This is a genomic window from Flavobacterium sp. 25HG05S-40 (genome assembly GCF_052654735.1).
Genome location: NZ_CP199750.1, coordinates 2,683,654 through 2,698,569 on the forward strand (window position 1 = coordinate 2,683,654; position 14,916 = coordinate 2,698,569).

Below are 14,916 nucleotides of genomic sequence, written 5' to 3' on the forward strand. Positions count from 1 at the left end.
TTATGTAAGCTTTCAAAATTATCGTATAACATCGTGCGCTCTTCTTGGAAGTAATTTTACAGCAACAAATAAAAACTATTGCATCATGAAAAACTCTACCTCTAAAAACAGCACCAAAAACAACTTAGTATTCAAAGTTGGTTTACTTTTCTTTATAGGCTTTCTACCAGCAAATTTACATTCTCAAAACTACAGAACCATAAATGCTTATTTGGAAGACTTTGGAAAAAACGAGATGTTTATCAAAAAAGCGATGATGGATTATACGGTAACTATTGTGGAATCACAATTAGATTCAAGATCTGAAGCGACTGCCGCAAGAATAATCGATAAAATTAACAATATCAACACTGTTTTAAAGAGAACCGATAAAGGCTTTGAAGGAAACACAAAGCTGAGAGACAGTTTTATAAAAATGAATGAATTGACCATCCTTTCCCTTGGCAATGGAAGTTTAATCCTGAATGATTACGATTATCAAAGTAGCTTATCGTTGCCTGAAATTGGTGAAAATTTAGCTAAAAAAGAAGCAGGAATGATGGCCTATTATAAAGGACTTCAAAATTACGATCAGGAAAAGAAAGCCTTTTTCTCCAACTTTAAGCTTCATTTCAAAAAACCAATTGGAAAAAACATACTAGAGTACAATGCTTTTCAAAACATCATGTTCTACAAACTTAATGTGATGGATGAGAAATTGACCAAAGTAATCACTTCGATGGATAAAAAGGGTTTTGATGATTGCATGAATATGATTGCGCTTATGCATCAGGAGATTTTGGCAAAAACAGCTACCTACAAAAACTATTTTAAAGACAATTCCTTAAATCAGGCCAATATTGAATATGCGAATCTCATCAACCATCAGAGCAAACAATTTAGTGCTTTATACAACGACTATATTATTGCTTACGAAACATTACAACAATTAAAAAAATCATCCAATACAGAAGCGGCTGACACTACAGAAAGCATTGCTGTTTACAATGAATCGGTAAGAGATTATAACATCAAAAAGAATTTGTTTTACGCGGTACTTAATGACGTTCAAAAAACAAAAGACGTTATGTATGACAAATGGTTGGTCGTTAATGCTACGTTCCTAAAAAACAATGGAAGTTTCGACTATCTACACGACACGTATGCTGTAAATGACTAAAAAACATTAGTAGTTCTTATAACAAGGCGGAAAGTTATACTGTAAGTATACTTTTCGCTTTTTTTATGTTGCTTACAAAATCATTAAAGAGATACGACGAATCGTGTGGTCCCGGACTAGCTTCAGGATGATATTGCACGGAGAACACATTCTTTGATTTCATGCGCATTCCAGCTACCGTGTTATCGTTGATGTGATAGTGCGTTACTTCTAAATCCGAGTGGTTTTCCAGTTCTTCTCTGTTTACAGCAAAACCGTGGTTTTGAGAGGTAATTTCTCCTTTTCCTGTCAAGACATTCATCACGGGATGGTTAATTCCTCGGTGACCGTTAAACATCTTATAGGTAGAAATTCCGTTAGCCAATCCGATCATTTGATGCCCAAGGCAGATTCCGAATAAGGGTTGATCCGCTGCTATTATTTTCTTGGCGATTTCGATTCCTTCTGTTAATGGTTCCGGATCGCCTGGTCCGTTTGACAAGAAGTAACCATCAGGGTTAAAAGCCTGCATGTCCTCGAAGGTGGCATTGTATGGGAATACTTTGATATAACAATCTCTTTGCGCCAAATTTCTCAAGATATTTCTCTTGATACCCAAATCTAAAGCAGCGATTTTATACGTGGCATTTTCATTCCCAAAAAAATATGGTTCTTTGGTAGAGACTTTCGAAGCCAATTCCAATCCTTTCATGTCGGGAACTTTACTTAAAAGCTCTTGTAACTCGGTCAATGCGGTACCGTCTGTACAGATTACGGCATTTTGTGCGCCATGATCCCGAATATAGCTTACAAGTGCTCTGGTGTCTACATCTGAAATACAGATAAGATTTTGCTTTTCAAAATAGTCGTACAGATTACTTTCAGAATCGGGACGCGAATGGTTGAAGCTGAAATTTTTGCAGACTAATCCAGAAATCATGATTTGGTTGGCTTCAACTTCGTTGGCGTTTACGCCGTAGTTTCCAATGTGTGGGTTGGTGGCCACCATGATTTGACCGAAATAAGAAGGATCGGTGAAGATTTCCTGATAACCGGTCATTCCTGTATTGAAACAAACCTCTCCAAAGGATTTTCCTTGAATTCCGATAGATTTACCGTGAAAGATGGTACCGTCGGCTAGTAATAAAATGGCTTTTGATCTTGTAGTGTGTTGCATAGTGTAGTTGTGTTGTGCAAATTTATTTATTTAGTTCTAAAATTTCTAATAGACTTATCAAAGTTTATAAACATTCGACTGTGGTACTCTAGCCCCGATAGAAGCTAGCTACCTTGTAGCGCGAATAGCGGGAAACAGCTTCAAAAAAACCAAAAAAAAAGGATAAACAAAATTGCTTATCCTTTTTAGTATTTATGAAGTGGCATTCATTATGCTTCTTCGTCTTTTTTATCTTCTTCAGTCGCTGGTGCTTCTGGAGTCTCTTCTGCTGGAGTTTCTTCCACTTCTGCAACTGCAGGAGCTTCTTCAACCACTTCAGCAACCGGAGTTTCTACTACTTCTGCAGCAGGAGTCTCCACAACTTCTTCTACAACTGGAGCAGCTTCTTCTACGATTGGAGCTACTTCTTTAACTTCTTCAACTTTTGGAGCAGCAGGAGCGGCAACAGGAGCAGTCGTTTTCTTAGCACGACGAGTTCTTCCTTTTTTCTCTTCTTTTTTACCACCGTTGTATAGTTCGTTGAAGTCTACTAATTCGATCATGGCCATATCAGCGTTATCTCCAAGACGGTTACCCATCTTAATGATACGTGTATATCCACCTGGACGATCGCCCACTTTGGCAGCTACTTCTCTGAAAAGTTCTGTAACTCCGTATTTGTTTCTCAAGTAAGCGAAAACAATACGACGATTGTGCGTTGTATCCTCTTTTGATTTTGTTATAAGCGGTTCAACGAATTGTTGCAACGCTTTTGCTTTAGCAACAGTAGTGTTGATACGTTTGTGCTCAATTAAAGAACAAGCCATATTAGCTAACATAGATTTTCTATGTCCTGTTTGTCTGCTTAAGTGATTTACTTTTTTTCCGTGTCTCATGACGTGTTTTTTTAACCTTCATCTTGCATCGATCCACCTTGGAGAGCAAAATATGAAGTAATTTATTCTTTATCTAATTTGTATTTACCTAAGTCCATTCCGAATGTTAAATTCTTGTTGGCAACCAATTCGTCTAACTCAGTTAGCGATTTTTTACCGAAGTTACGGAACTTCATTAAGTCATTTTTGTTGAAAGATACAAGATCTCCAAGAGTATCAACTTCTGCAGCTTTCAAACAATTTAAGGCTCTTACGGATAAATCCATATCTACCAATTTTGTTTTTAGCAATTGTCTCATGTGAAGAGATTCTTCATCGTAAGACTCAGTTTGAGCAATTTCATCAGCTTCAAGCGTGATTCTCTCATCGGAGAATAACATAAAGTGGTGAATTAAAACTTTGGCAGCTTCTGTTAAGGCATCTTTAGGATTGATAGAACCATCAGTTTTGATTTCAAAAACTAATTTTTCGTAATCTGTTTTTTGCTCTACACGGAAGTTTTCAATAGCATATTTTACATTTTTTACCGGAGTAAAGATGGAGTCTGTAAAGATAGTACCGATGGCTGCGTTTTGTTTTTTGTTCTCTTCTGCAGGAACATAACCACGACCTTTCTCGATAGTTAATTCCATATTAAGATTTACTTTGCTATCTAAGTTACAGATTACTAAATCCGGATTCAAGACCTGGAAACCAGAGATGAATTTTTGGAAATCGCCAGCTGTAATTTGATCTTTTCCTGAGATAGAGATAGAAACTGTTTCATTATCTACATCTTCGATCTGACGTTTGAAACGTACTTGTTTTAGATTTAGGATAATTTCAGTAACATCTTCTACTATTCCTGAAATAGTGGAGAATTCATGCTCTACACCATCAATTCTGATAGAGGTAATAGCATAACCTTCTAAAGCAGAAAGTAAAACTCTTCTAAGTGCATTACCAACAGTCAATCCGTATCCTGGTTCTAAAGGTCTGAATTCAAACTTACCTTCAAAATCGGTTGAATCGATCATGATAACTTTATCGGGCTTCTGAAAATTAAATATTGCCATAATTTAGACTAATGTCAATTATTATTTGTTGTACAACTCTACGATTAATTGTTCCTTAATGTTTTCTGGAATTTGAAGTCTTTGAGGAACAGAAACAAAAGTTCCTTCTTTAGTGTCATTATTCCAAGTAATCCACTCATATACATGAGATGAATTTGCTAATGAACGCTCGATAGCTTCAACTGATTTAGATTTTTCACGAACAGCAACTTTATCACCTGGTTTTAAGTGATACGATGGGATGTTCACCAATTCTCCGTTCACAGTGATGTGACGGTGAGAAACGATTTGTCTTGCTGCTCTTCTAGATGGAGCAATTCCCATTCTGAAAACTACGTTATCTAATCTTGCTTCGCATAATTGTAAAAGGATTTCACCTGTTACACCTTTAGAAGCTGCTGCTTTTTCGAATAAATTTCTGAATTGTTTTTCTAAGATACCGTAAGAGTATTTAGCTTTTTGCTTTTCCATCAATTGGACAGCGTACTCAGATTTTTTACCTCTTTTTTTAGCCATCCCGTGTTGTCCAGGAGGATAATTTCTTTTTTCGAAGGCTTTGTCTTCTCCGAATATTGCTTCGCCAAATTTACGAGCAATTCTTGTACTTGGACCAGTATATCTTGCCATTTTAAATTGTTTTAAGATAGAGATTATGAATTCAGGTCGAATCCTCCGATAATCTTTATTCTATCTTGATTATACTTATTATTTGTGTAATTAGATGCTGAAATACATTCAGTATAAATTATACTCTACGTCTTTTAGGAGGACGACATCCATTGTGTGGCATTGGAGTAACGTCAATGATTTCTGTTACTTCAATTCCTGAGTTATGAATAGAACGGATAGCAGACTCACGTCCGTTTCCTGGTCCTTTTACATAAACTTTTACTTTTTTAAGTCCTGCTTCTAATGCTACTTTACCACAATCTTCTGCTGCCATTTGAGCTGCGTATGGAGTGTTCTTTTTAGAACCTCTAAAGCCCATTTTACCAGCTGATGACCAAGATATAACTTCACCTTTTTTATTCGTTAACGAAATAATGATGTTGTTAAAGGTTGCATTAATATGCGCTTCGCCCGTTGATTCAACGATAACTTTACGTTTTTTTGTAGTCGCTTTAGCCATATTACTTATTATTTAGTTGCTTTTTTCTTGTTAGCAACAGTTTTTCTTTTACCTTTTCTTGTTCTAGAGTTGTTCTTAGTTCTTTGTCCTCTTAATGGAAGACCTGATCTATGACGGATACCTCTATAACATCCAATATCCATTAAACGTTTAATGTGTAATGAAACTTCTGAACGAAGCTCACCTTCAATTTTGTAATAGGAAACCGCCTCACGGATTGCTCCAATTTGGTCATCATTCCAATCTTGAACTTTTGTATCTTGGCTAACTTGAGCTTTCTCTAAAACCTCAATAGCTCTACTTCTACCAACACCGAAGATGTAGGTTAAAGCGATAACTCCTCTTTTGTTTTTTGGGATGTCTACCCCTGCTATTCTTGCCATAACTATCCTTGTCTTTGTTTAAATCTAGGATTCTTTTTGTTGATTACGTATAATCTGCCTTTTCTGCGTACAATCTTGCACTCGGCACTTCTTTTTTTAACTGATGCTCTTACTTTCATTGTAAATTTGCTTTAGGCATTAGGCTTTAGGCTTTAGGCATTAAGTTGTTACTGCTTATTGCTTGCTGCTTATTGCTTACTGCTTTTTTAATATCTATAAGTAATTCTTGCTTTTGACAAATCGTAAGGACTCATTTCTAGTTTCACTTTGTCACCAGGTAACAATTTGATGTAATGCATACGCATTTTTCCAGAAATATGAGCAATTACAATATGTCCGTTTTCTAATTCTACACGGAACATGGCATTAGATAATGCTTCAATTATTGACCCGTCTTGTTCTATTGCTGATTGTTTTGCCATAAAAATTAAGCTACTGCTTTTCTATTTTTACCACTTTTCATCAATCCATCATAGTGCTTATTCAATAAATAAGAATTTATCTGTTGAATAGTATCGATAGCCACACCAACCATAATGATTAATGAAGTACCACCATAAAACATTGCCCAAGATTGTTGAACACCAAAACCTACAATAATAGCTGGGAACACAGCAATCAACGCAAGAAATAATGAACCGGGGAATGTTATCAAGGACATGATTCTATCTAAAAAATCTGCAGTTTCAATTCCGGGTTTAACACCAGGTATAAATCCACCACTTCTTTTTAGATCATCAGCCATTTTATTTGTCGGAACTGTAATTGCCGTGTAAAAGAATGTAAAAATTACAATCAATGAAGCAAATACAACATTATACCAAAGACCAAACATATCACTGAACGTACTTGCTATAGATTGCGAGGTTTCAGATTTTGAAAGCCCTGCAACTGCTGCTGGTATAAACATGATAGCTTGTGCAAAAATGATCGGCATTACTCCAGCAGAATTCAATTTCAATGGAATCCACTGTCTGTTTCCTCCCATCATGTCTTGTTCGAAATCTCCAGTTGTTGTACGACGGGCGTATTGTACCGGAATTTTTCTAACTGCCATTACTAGAAGCACACAAGCAATGATAATCAATAACCAAACAATAATTTCGATCACTAATAACATTGGTCCACCAGTTGTTTGACCTGACATTTTTGAAGCAAACTCTTGGTATAGCGCTTGAGGCAATCTGGCTAAAATACCCACCATAATCAATAGTGAAATACCGTTACCAATTCCTTTGTCTGTAATTTTTTCTCCCAACCACATTGCAAAAACAGTACCTGTTGTAAGGATTAAAACAGAAGAAAATAAGAATGAAAATGAATCAAAACCTAGAAGGAATGCGCTATTTGGTAAAGTTCTGTACAGATTATAAATATAACCTGGCCCTTGAACTAAAGTAATAGCGATGGTTAACCATCTTGTAATTTGATTTAATTTCTTTCTTCCGCTTTCTCCGTCTTTTTGCAATTTCTGTAGATAAGGAATAGCAATACCCATTAACTGAACAACGATTGAAGCCGAGATGTAAGGCATGATACCTAATGCAAATACTGACGCTTTAGAAAAAGCTCCACCAGTAAACATATCAAGTATCGAACCGATACCCTTATCTGTTTGACCAGCTAAACTAGTTAATTGTGTAGCATCAATACCTGGAAGGGTAACGTGAGCACCAAATCGGTATACTAATAATAGACCAAGAGTTACCAAGATTCTATTTTTTAGCTCTTCTATTTTCCAAACATTCAAAAATGATTCAAAAAATTTCTTCATCGTTCTTAGAATTATAATGTTACAGCTTCTCCGCCAGCAGCTTCGATAGCGGCTTTAGCAGTAGCAGTAAATTTATGGGCTGTTACTTTTAATTTTGTTTTCAATTCTCCTCTACCAAGAATTTTAACCATTTCATTTTTAGTAGCCAAACGGTTTTCTACAAAAACTGTAAAATCTACAGTATCCGTAACAGTTCCGTTGTCTACCAATAATTGAAGTGCGTCAAGATTTACTCCTTGATATTCTTTACGATTGATGTTTGTAAAACCAAACTTAGGCACACGTCTTTGAAGAGGCATCTGACCACCTTCAAAACCAATCTTTTTAGAATAACCAGAACGAGACTTAGCTCCTTTGTGACCTCTTGCAGAAGTACCACCTTTACCAGAACCTTCTCCTCTACCCAATCTTTTATTTTGATTGTGTGTTGAACCTTCAGCAGGTTGTAAGTTACTTAAATTCATAACTATAATTGTTATTTAACTTCCTCAACGGAAACTAAGTGTTTAACTTTATTTATCATTCCAAGGATAGCTGGATTTGAATCATGCTCCACAACCTGTCCCATTTTACGAAGACCCAAAGCCTCTAATCCTCTTTTTTGAGTAAGCGGACAATTGATTTTGCTTCTAACTTGTTTTACTAATAATTTAGCCATAATTTCCTTGAATTAACCTTTAAAAACTTTCTCTAAAGAAATACCTCTTTGTTTTGCAACAGTGACAGCACTTCTCATTTGTAATAAAGCATCAAAAGTTGCTTTTACCACGTTGTGAGGATTTGATGAACCTTGTGATTTTGACAATACGTCGTGAATACCAACTGATTCAAGAACCGAACGAACGGCTCCACCAGCAATTACTCCGGTACCGTGAGACGCAGGCATCAAAAATACTGCAGCTCCACCAAATTTCCCTTTTTGTTCGTGTGGCACTGATTGCCCGCTCAAAGGAATTCTAACAAGATTTTTCTTTGCATCTTCTACTGCTTTCGCAATTGCTTCAGAAACGTCTTTAGATTTTCCTAATCCGTGACCCACAACACCATTTTCATCACCAACTACAACAATGGCAGAAAAACCGAAAGCTCTTCCTCCTTTTGTTACTTTGGTAACACGATTTACACTTACCAAACGATCTTTTAATTCAAGACCACTAGGTTTTACCAACTCTACGTTTTTGTATCCGTTATACATAATTTCTTAGAATTTAAGTCCGGCCTCTCTTGCGCCTTCCGCTAATGATTTAATACGACCGTGGTATAAATAACCTCCTCTATCGAAAGTTACTTCTGTGATTCCAGCTTTTAAAGCTTTTTCAGCAACTAGTTTTCCAACCGCTGATGCCACTTCAATGCTTGTACCTTTAATATCTACTCCTTTATCTTTTGATGAAGCAGCCAATAAAGTAACTCCATTCACATCATCAATAAGTTGTGTATAGATTTCTTTATTACTTCTGAATACAGAAAGTCTTGGTCTAGCAGCAGTACCGCTAACAATCTTCCTGATTCTATACTGGATTCTCTGTCTTCTTTCAGTTTTTGTTAATGACATAATACTACTTTTTACGCTGATTTACCTGCTTTTCTTCTCAATACTTCACCAACAAACTTAACTCCTTTTCCTTTGTAAGGTTCAGGTTTACGGAAACCTCTGATTTTGGCAGCGATTTGTCCGATTAATTGTTTGTCGAAAGATGTTAACTTCACGATTGGGTTTTTTCCTTTTTCAGATATAGTTTCTAGAACAACTTCTGGAGCTAATTCTAAAACGATATTATGAGAATAACCTAAGGCTAAGTCTAATTTTTGTCCTTGGTTTGAGGCTCTGTAACCTACTCCAACCAATTCTAACTCTTTTGTAAAACCTTCAGATACACCAATAACCATATTGTTGATTAATGATCTATATAATCCGTGTTTTGCTCTATGATCTTTACTATCAGATGGTCTTTCAACTGTGATTTGACCTTCTTCAACTTTTACTGTTACGTCTGCGTAATCTTGTGTAAGCTGACCTAATTTTCCTTTAACTGTAATTACTGTATCACTAACTTCAACAGTAACACCAGCAGGAATCGAAATTGGATTTTTACCTATTCTTGACATTGTTTGACTGTTTTAATTAGTATACGTAACAAATTACTTCTCCACCAACATTTAATTGCTTCGCTTGTTTTCCGGTCATCAAACCTTTTGAAGTGGAAACAATAGCAATTCCTAAACCGTTAAGGATTCTAGGTAATTTTGAAGCACCTGCGTACTTACGTAAACCTGGTTTACTAATTCTTTGGATATCTTTGATTACAGAGTCTTTAGTATCTTTATCATACTTAAGAGCGATTTTGATGGTTCCTTGAACAGAACTGTCATCAAACTTGTAACTCAAAATATACCCTTGATCGAATAAAATTTTTGTGATTTCTTTTTTTAGATTAGATGCTGGGATCTCAACCACTTTGTGGTTAGCTCTCACTGCATTTCTAATTCTAGTCAGAAAATCTGCAATAGGATCTGTATACATATTTATTAAATTGCGGCAACGGTTTTCAATAAAACTATTTCATTGAACCTGAAGCCATTAAACTCTATTTTTAAAGCAGATAATTGCACGTTACCGGCAAAAAGCTGGCAAATGTACAATTATCTGCTGAAATACCAACTATTACCAGCTGGCTTTTTTTACTCCTGGTATCAATCCTTGATTAGCCATCTCACGGAATGTTACACGTGAAAGACCGAACTGACGCATATAACCTCTTGGTCTACCTGTTAATTTGCAACGATTGTGCATACGAACCGGAGAAGCATTTTTTGGTAATTTTTGTAATCCTTCGTAATCTCCAGCTTCTAATAAAGCTTTTCTTTTCTCAGCATATTTTGCTACCGTTTTAGCTCTTTTAACCTCACGGGCTTTCATTGATTCTTTAGCCATGTCTTAATTCTTTTTAAAAGGTAAACCTAATTCTGCTAATAATGATTTTGCTTCTTTATCTGTGTTTGCAGAAGTTACGAAAGTAATATCTAAACCTGATATTTTGTTTACTTTATCAATATCAATTTCTGGGAAAATGATTTGTTCAGTAACACCAAGGTTATAATTACCTCTTCCATCAAAACCAGTAGCTTTGATACCATTAAAATCTCTAACACGTGGTAAAGATGATGTAATAAGTCTATCTAAAAACTCATACATTCTTTCTCCTCTAAGAGTAACTTTTGCTCCAATTGGCATGCCTTTTCTCAATTTGAAAGACGCAACGTCTTTCTTAGAGATTGTAGCAACTGCTTTTTGTCCAGTAACTTTTGTTAACTCATCAACTGCATAGTCAACCAATTTTTTATCAGATACTGCAGCTCCAACGCCACGGCTCAAAACGATTTTTTCCAATTTTGGAACTTCCATTACGTTTTTGTAACCGAACTCTTCTTTAAGGGCAGCAATTACTCTGTCCTTATATTCTTGCTTAAGTCTAGGTGTATATGCCATAACTATGCTTTATTAGCTTTTTTTGAATCTTTTTTCGCTCCGCCTTTAGCTGTATCACCACCACTCACCAAAGAAAGGTTTGAGATGTGGATAGGAGCTTCCATCTTAACGATTCCTCCTTGAGGGTTTTTTGCACTTGGTTTTGTATGTTTCGAAACCATGTTTACACCTTCAACGATCGCTTTGTTTTTTTCTCTGTAAACACGGGTAATTTTACCTGTCGTACCTTTATGGTCTCCAGCGATAACTTTTACCGTATCTCCAGTTTTTACTTTTAGCTTTATCATCTTATCTAATAATTAAAGCACCTCTGGTGCTAATGATACAATTTTCATGAATTGTTTTTCACGAAGTTCTCTTGCAACTGGACCAAAAACACGAGTTCCTCTCATTTCACCTGCAGCATTCAAAAGAACACATGCATTGTCATCGAAACGGATATAAGAACCATCAGCTCTTCTCACTTCTTTTTTGGTACGTACAACAACTGCAGTTGACACAGCACCTTTCTTAACGTTACCGTTTGGCGTTGCATCTTTAATAGAAACTACAATTTTATCTCCAACAGAGGCATAACGACGTTTCGTTCCTCCTAATACACGGATAGTCAAAACTTCTTTTGCTCCTGTGTTATCTGCGACTTTTAGTCTTGATTCTTGTTGTACCATAATTATTTAGCTCTTTCAATGATTTCAACTAGTCTCCAACATTTAGTTTTTGATAAAGGTCTTGTTTCCATGATCTTTACTGTATCACCAATGTTACAGTCATTTGTTTCGTCGTGTGCATGAAACTTTTTAGTTTTCAATACGAACTTACCATATAATGGGTGTTTTACTCTAGTTACTTGTGCCACAACAATAGACTTGTCCATTTTGTTTGACGTAACAACACCAATTCTTTCTTTTCTTAAATTTCTTTTATCTTCCATTTTGCAGAATACAATTATTGTAACTCTCTTTTAGTTAGCTCAGTTGCTACTCTAGCAACTGCTCTTCTAGCACTTCTAATTTGAAGTGGATTGGCAATTGGAGAAATAGCGTGAGCATTTCTTAGATCTGAATACGCTTTTCTTAATTGACTAAGTTTTTCTTGTAACTCAGCTGCGGATAGATTTATAATTTCTGATTGTTTCATAATTAATTTTAGATTATGCTTCGAAATCTCTAGCAACGACAAACTTAGTTTTTACTGGAAGTTTTTGAGCAGCAAGACGTAACGCCTCTTTTGCAACAGAAAGTGGAACTCCACCAACTTCAAACATTATTCTTCCTGGTTTTACAACTGCAGCCCAATATTCGACTGCACCTTTACCTTTACCCATACGTACCTCAAGAGGTTTCTTTGTAATTGGTTTGTCCGGGAAAATGTTAATCCATAACTGACCTTCTCTTTTCATGTAACGAGTTGCAGCGATACGCGCAGCTTCGATTTGACGAGATGTCATAAACATTCCTGTTTCGTGCACAGATTTAATTCCAAACATTCCACTTGAAAGTTCGTGCCCTCTTTGAGCATTTCCTTTCATTCTACCCTTTTGTACCTTACGGTATTTTGTTCTTTTAGGCTGTAACATTTTTCTTTACTTTTTAAAAAATTACTTTCTTTTACGGTCTCCCGCAGGTTTTCTGTCCTTGTTAAAAGGCTTTCTGTCACCTCTTGGAGAATCGCCACCTTTTCCACCACCTTGACCAGCTTGTTTTTTATCCATGCCTACAAGTGGAGAAAGATCTCTTTTTCCATAAACCTCACCTTTCATGATCCATACTTTGATACCCATTCTACCATAAGTAGTATGTGCTTCAGCCAAAGCATAATCAATATCGGCTCTGAAAGTTGATAGAGGAATTCTTCCTTCTTTGAATTGTTCAGAACGTGCCATTTCAGCTCCGTTTAAACGACCAGAGATTAATACTTTGATACCTTCAGCATTCATACGCATTGCAGCCGCAATTGCCATCTTAATAGCTCTTCTGTAAGAAATTCTACTTTCGATTTGACGCGCGATAGAAGTACCTACTAGGTAAGCATCCAATTCAGGTCTTTTAATTTCAAAGATGTTGATTTGAACCTCTTTGTCAGTAACTTTCTTAAGTTCTTCTTTCAACTTGTCTACCTCTTGACCACCTTTCCCGATAATGATACCTGGTCTTGCAGTAGTGATAGTAACGGTTACAAGTTTTAAAGTTCTCTCGATAATTACTTTTGATACACTAGCTTTTGATAAACGAGCATGAATATACTTTCTGATTTTATAATCTTCAGCGATTTTGTCACCGTAATCATTTCCACCATACCAGTTTGAATCCCATCCTCTGATGATCCCAAGTCTGTTTCCTATTGGATTTGTCTTTTGTCCCATCTTAATTAATTTGCTTGTGTGTTATCATTAGCTCCTAACACGATTGTCACGTGGTTTGAACGTTTTCTAATTCTGTGTGCTCTTCCCTGTGGAGCCGGACGAAGTCTTTTCAACATCATTCCACCATCTACAGTGATTGTTTTTACGAATAAGCCTGCTTCAGCTACATTACCTTCGCTATTTTTCTGCTCCCAGTTGTTGATGGCAGATAACAATAGTTTCTCTAATTTTCTTGAAGCTTCTTTTGAGCTAAATCTTAATATATTTAAAGCTCTTTCCACTTTCTGACCTCTTACCAAGTCTGCTACTAAGCGCATTTTTCTAGGTGAAGTAGGGCAGTTATTCAATTTCGCGAAAGCAATAGACTTATTAGCCTCTTTTCTCGCATCTGCTGTTTCTCTTTTACGAACTCCCATTGCTTCTTATTTTTTACCTTTATTTTTTGCTCCAGCGTGACCTCTAAAAGATCTTGTTGGTGAAAACTCTCCTAATTTGTGTCCTACCATGTTCTCAGTTACATAAACCGGAACGAATTGGCGACCATTGTGAACTGCGATAGTTTGCCCAACGAAATCTGGAGTAATCATAGATGCTCTAGACCAAGTCTTAACAACACCTTTATTTCCACCAGCAATATTTTCCTGAACTTTCTTATCTAATTTATAGTGTACAAAAGGTCCTTTTTTTAATGAACGTGCCATGTCTTATTATTTCTTTCTGCGTTCTACAATATACTTGTTACTCGGGTTAACTTTAGAACGAGTTCTATAACCTTTAGCAGGAAGTCCTTTTCTAGAACGTGGATGACCTCCAGACGAACGTCCTTCACCACCACCCATTGGGTGATCGACAGGGTTCATTGCTACTGGTCTTGTTCTTGGTCTTCTTCCTAACCATCTTGTTCTACCTGCTTTACCAGATACAATCAATTGATGATCTGAGTTAGAAACTGCTCCGATTGTAGCTGAACAAGTCAACAAGATTAATCTTGTTTCACCTGACGGCATTTTAATGGTAGCATATTTTCCGTCTCTTGCCATTAACTGAGCAAATGTTCCAGCTGAACGAGCAATAGTAGCTCCTTGACCTGGACGCAATTCGATACAAGAAATTACAGTTCCTAATGGAATTTTGCTCAATGGCAAAGTGTTTCCAATTTCAGGAGCTGCATCTTCTCCAGACACAACAGTTTGCCCTACTTGCAGACCATTTTGAGCAACGATATACGTTTTCTCACCATCTACATACCACAATAATGCGATAAAAGCAGTTCTGTTTGGATCATATTCAATTGACTTCACTGTAGCTGGGATACCAACTTTAGTTCTTTTAAAATCAATGATACGATACCTTTGTTTGTGACCACCGCCTGTATAACGCATGGTCATTTTTCCTTGACTATTTCTACCTCCTGAGTTTTTTATCGGTGCGATCAATGATCTCTCCGGCTTATCAGTCGTGATGGCGTCAAAACCATTCACAACTCTAAAACGCTGACCAGGGGTAATAGGTTTTAATTTTCTAACTGACATT

26 protein-coding genes and 1 pseudogene are annotated in these 14,916 nt (G+C 36.4%); 1 reads left to right on the forward strand and 26 read right to left on the reverse strand.

Annotated elements, in window-relative coordinates:
• The first annotated feature begins 85 nt into the window (after nt 1-85).
• Nucleotides 86-1,159 carry a hypothetical protein gene (locus ACULEU_RS11555; protein WP_445452744.1) on the forward strand — a complete coding sequence of 358 codons (1,074 nt, stop codon included), beginning with the start codon at nt 86-88 and terminating at the stop codon, nt 1,157-1,159.
• Nucleotides 1,160-1,193: 34 nt separating this feature from the next.
• Here the strand turns inward: ACULEU_RS11555 and carA are convergent, their stop codons facing one another.
• The 26 genes and pseudogenes from carA to rplB form a co-directional block, all read right to left on the reverse strand.
• Nucleotides 1,194-2,315, reverse strand: coding sequence for a glutamine-hydrolyzing carbamoyl-phosphate synthase small subunit (carA, locus tag ACULEU_RS11560; RefSeq protein ID WP_445452745.1), 1,122 nt, complete (start codon nt 2,313-2,315; stop codon nt 1,194-1,196).
• A gap of 416 nt (nt 2,316-2,731) precedes the next feature.
• Nucleotides 2,732-3,190 (reverse strand): annotated as a pseudogene (rplQ, locus tag ACULEU_RS11565) (50S ribosomal protein L17); the annotation flags it as partial.
• A gap of 62 nt (nt 3,191-3,252) precedes the next feature.
• Nucleotides 3,253-4,245 (reverse strand): DNA-directed RNA polymerase subunit alpha, encoded by a 993-nt coding sequence (locus ACULEU_RS11570; protein ID WP_445452746.1) that lies wholly within the window; start codon nt 4,243-4,245, stop codon nt 3,253-3,255.
• Between the two features lie 21 nt (nt 4,246-4,266).
• Nucleotides 4,267-4,872: a 30S ribosomal protein S4 gene (gene rpsD, locus ACULEU_RS11575; RefSeq protein ID WP_333601344.1), complete on the reverse strand. Its 606-nt coding sequence runs from the start codon at nt 4,870-4,872 to the stop codon at nt 4,267-4,269.
• Nucleotides 4,873-4,990: 118 nt separating this feature from the next.
• The gene (gene rpsK, locus ACULEU_RS11580) at nt 4,991-5,374 is read right to left on the reverse strand and encodes a 30S ribosomal protein S11 (protein ID WP_131476278.1); all 384 of its coding nucleotides are present in this window, start codon (nt 5,372-5,374) and stop codon (nt 4,991-4,993) included.
• 8 nt (nt 5,375-5,382) lie between these two features.
• Nucleotides 5,383-5,757, reverse strand: coding sequence for a 30S ribosomal protein S13 (gene rpsM, locus ACULEU_RS11585; protein WP_445452747.1), 375 nt, complete (start codon nt 5,755-5,757; stop codon nt 5,383-5,385).
• Nucleotides 5,758-5,759: 2 nt separating this feature from the next.
• Nucleotides 5,760-5,876: a type B 50S ribosomal protein L36 gene (gene ykgO / locus ACULEU_RS11590; protein ID WP_073370549.1), complete on the reverse strand. Its 117-nt coding sequence runs from the start codon at nt 5,874-5,876 to the stop codon at nt 5,760-5,762.
• An 87-nt stretch (nt 5,877-5,963) separates the two neighbouring features.
• Nucleotides 5,964-6,179, reverse strand: a complete 216-nt coding sequence (gene infA, locus ACULEU_RS11595; protein WP_007136545.1) for a translation initiation factor IF-1 — start codon at nt 6,177-6,179, stop codon at nt 5,964-5,966.
• Between the two features lie 5 nt (nt 6,180-6,184).
• Nucleotides 6,185-7,531, reverse strand: a complete 1,347-nt coding sequence (secY, locus tag ACULEU_RS11600) for a preprotein translocase subunit SecY (protein ID WP_445452748.1) — start codon at nt 7,529-7,531, stop codon at nt 6,185-6,187.
• A gap of 11 nt (nt 7,532-7,542) precedes the next feature.
• Nucleotides 7,543-7,995, reverse strand: a complete 453-nt coding sequence (rplO, locus tag ACULEU_RS11605) for a 50S ribosomal protein L15 (RefSeq protein WP_445452749.1) — start codon at nt 7,993-7,995, stop codon at nt 7,543-7,545.
• Between the two features lie 11 nt (nt 7,996-8,006).
• Nucleotides 8,007-8,189: a 50S ribosomal protein L30 gene (gene rpmD / locus ACULEU_RS11610; RefSeq protein WP_121312865.1), complete on the reverse strand. Its 183-nt coding sequence runs from the start codon at nt 8,187-8,189 to the stop codon at nt 8,007-8,009.
• A gap of 12 nt (nt 8,190-8,201) precedes the next feature.
• Nucleotides 8,202-8,726 carry a 30S ribosomal protein S5 gene (rpsE, locus tag ACULEU_RS11615; RefSeq protein WP_133533887.1) on the reverse strand — a complete coding sequence of 175 codons (525 nt, stop codon included), beginning with the start codon at nt 8,724-8,726 and terminating at the stop codon, nt 8,202-8,204.
• 6 nt (nt 8,727-8,732) lie between these two features.
• Nucleotides 8,733-9,086: a 50S ribosomal protein L18 gene (gene rplR / locus ACULEU_RS11620; RefSeq protein ID WP_445452750.1), complete on the reverse strand. Its 354-nt coding sequence runs from the start codon at nt 9,084-9,086 to the stop codon at nt 8,733-8,735.
• An 11-nt stretch (nt 9,087-9,097) separates the two neighbouring features.
• Entirely contained in the window at nt 9,098-9,640 is a 543-nt protein-coding gene (gene rplF / locus ACULEU_RS11625) for a 50S ribosomal protein L6 (RefSeq protein ID WP_445452751.1), read from the reverse strand.
• A 16-nt stretch (nt 9,641-9,656) separates the two neighbouring features.
• Complete coding sequence (rpsH, locus tag ACULEU_RS11630; protein WP_445452752.1) at nt 9,657-10,055, reverse strand: 30S ribosomal protein S8; 399 nt, start codon at nt 10,053-10,055, stop codon at nt 9,657-9,659.
• A gap of 141 nt (nt 10,056-10,196) precedes the next feature.
• Complete coding sequence (rpsN, locus tag ACULEU_RS11635) at nt 10,197-10,466, reverse strand: 30S ribosomal protein S14 (RefSeq protein WP_333658666.1); 270 nt, start codon at nt 10,464-10,466, stop codon at nt 10,197-10,199.
• A 3-nt stretch (nt 10,467-10,469) separates the two neighbouring features.
• Entirely contained in the window at nt 10,470-11,021 is a 552-nt protein-coding gene (gene rplE, locus ACULEU_RS11640; RefSeq protein WP_445452753.1) for a 50S ribosomal protein L5, read from the reverse strand.
• Between the two features lie 2 nt (nt 11,022-11,023).
• On the reverse strand, nt 11,024-11,308 hold the full coding sequence (gene rplX, locus ACULEU_RS11645) for a 50S ribosomal protein L24 (protein WP_445452754.1): 285 nt from the start codon (nt 11,306-11,308) through the stop codon (nt 11,024-11,026).
• A gap of 12 nt (nt 11,309-11,320) precedes the next feature.
• A complete protein-coding gene (gene rplN, locus ACULEU_RS11650) occupies nt 11,321-11,689 on the reverse strand; it encodes a 50S ribosomal protein L14 (RefSeq protein WP_007803649.1) in 369 nt (122 codons plus the stop codon).
• A gap of 2 nt (nt 11,690-11,691) precedes the next feature.
• On the reverse strand, nt 11,692-11,952 hold the full coding sequence (gene rpsQ / locus ACULEU_RS11655; protein ID WP_121312857.1) for a 30S ribosomal protein S17: 261 nt from the start codon (nt 11,950-11,952) through the stop codon (nt 11,692-11,694).
• Nucleotides 11,953-11,966: 14 nt separating this feature from the next.
• Entirely contained in the window at nt 11,967-12,158 is a 192-nt protein-coding gene (gene rpmC / locus ACULEU_RS11660; RefSeq protein WP_300590020.1) for a 50S ribosomal protein L29, read from the reverse strand.
• A gap of 13 nt (nt 12,159-12,171) precedes the next feature.
• Nucleotides 12,172-12,597 (reverse strand): 50S ribosomal protein L16, encoded by a 426-nt coding sequence (gene rplP / locus ACULEU_RS11665; RefSeq protein WP_236465035.1) that lies wholly within the window; start codon nt 12,595-12,597, stop codon nt 12,172-12,174.
• A 21-nt stretch (nt 12,598-12,618) separates the two neighbouring features.
• Nucleotides 12,619-13,383, reverse strand: coding sequence for a 30S ribosomal protein S3 (rpsC, locus tag ACULEU_RS11670; protein WP_236465036.1), 765 nt, complete (start codon nt 13,381-13,383; stop codon nt 12,619-12,621).
• A gap of 5 nt (nt 13,384-13,388) precedes the next feature.
• Entirely contained in the window at nt 13,389-13,799 is a 411-nt protein-coding gene (rplV, locus tag ACULEU_RS11675; RefSeq protein ID WP_445452755.1) for a 50S ribosomal protein L22, read from the reverse strand.
• A 6-nt stretch (nt 13,800-13,805) separates the two neighbouring features.
• Nucleotides 13,806-14,084 carry a 30S ribosomal protein S19 gene (gene rpsS, locus ACULEU_RS11680; RefSeq protein WP_007136562.1) on the reverse strand — a complete coding sequence of 93 codons (279 nt, stop codon included), beginning with the start codon at nt 14,082-14,084 and terminating at the stop codon, nt 13,806-13,808.
• A gap of 6 nt (nt 14,085-14,090) precedes the next feature.
• A complete protein-coding gene (gene rplB, locus ACULEU_RS11685; RefSeq protein ID WP_445452756.1) occupies nt 14,091-14,915 on the reverse strand; it encodes a 50S ribosomal protein L2 in 825 nt (274 codons plus the stop codon).
• Nucleotide 14,916: the final 1 nt, after the last annotated feature.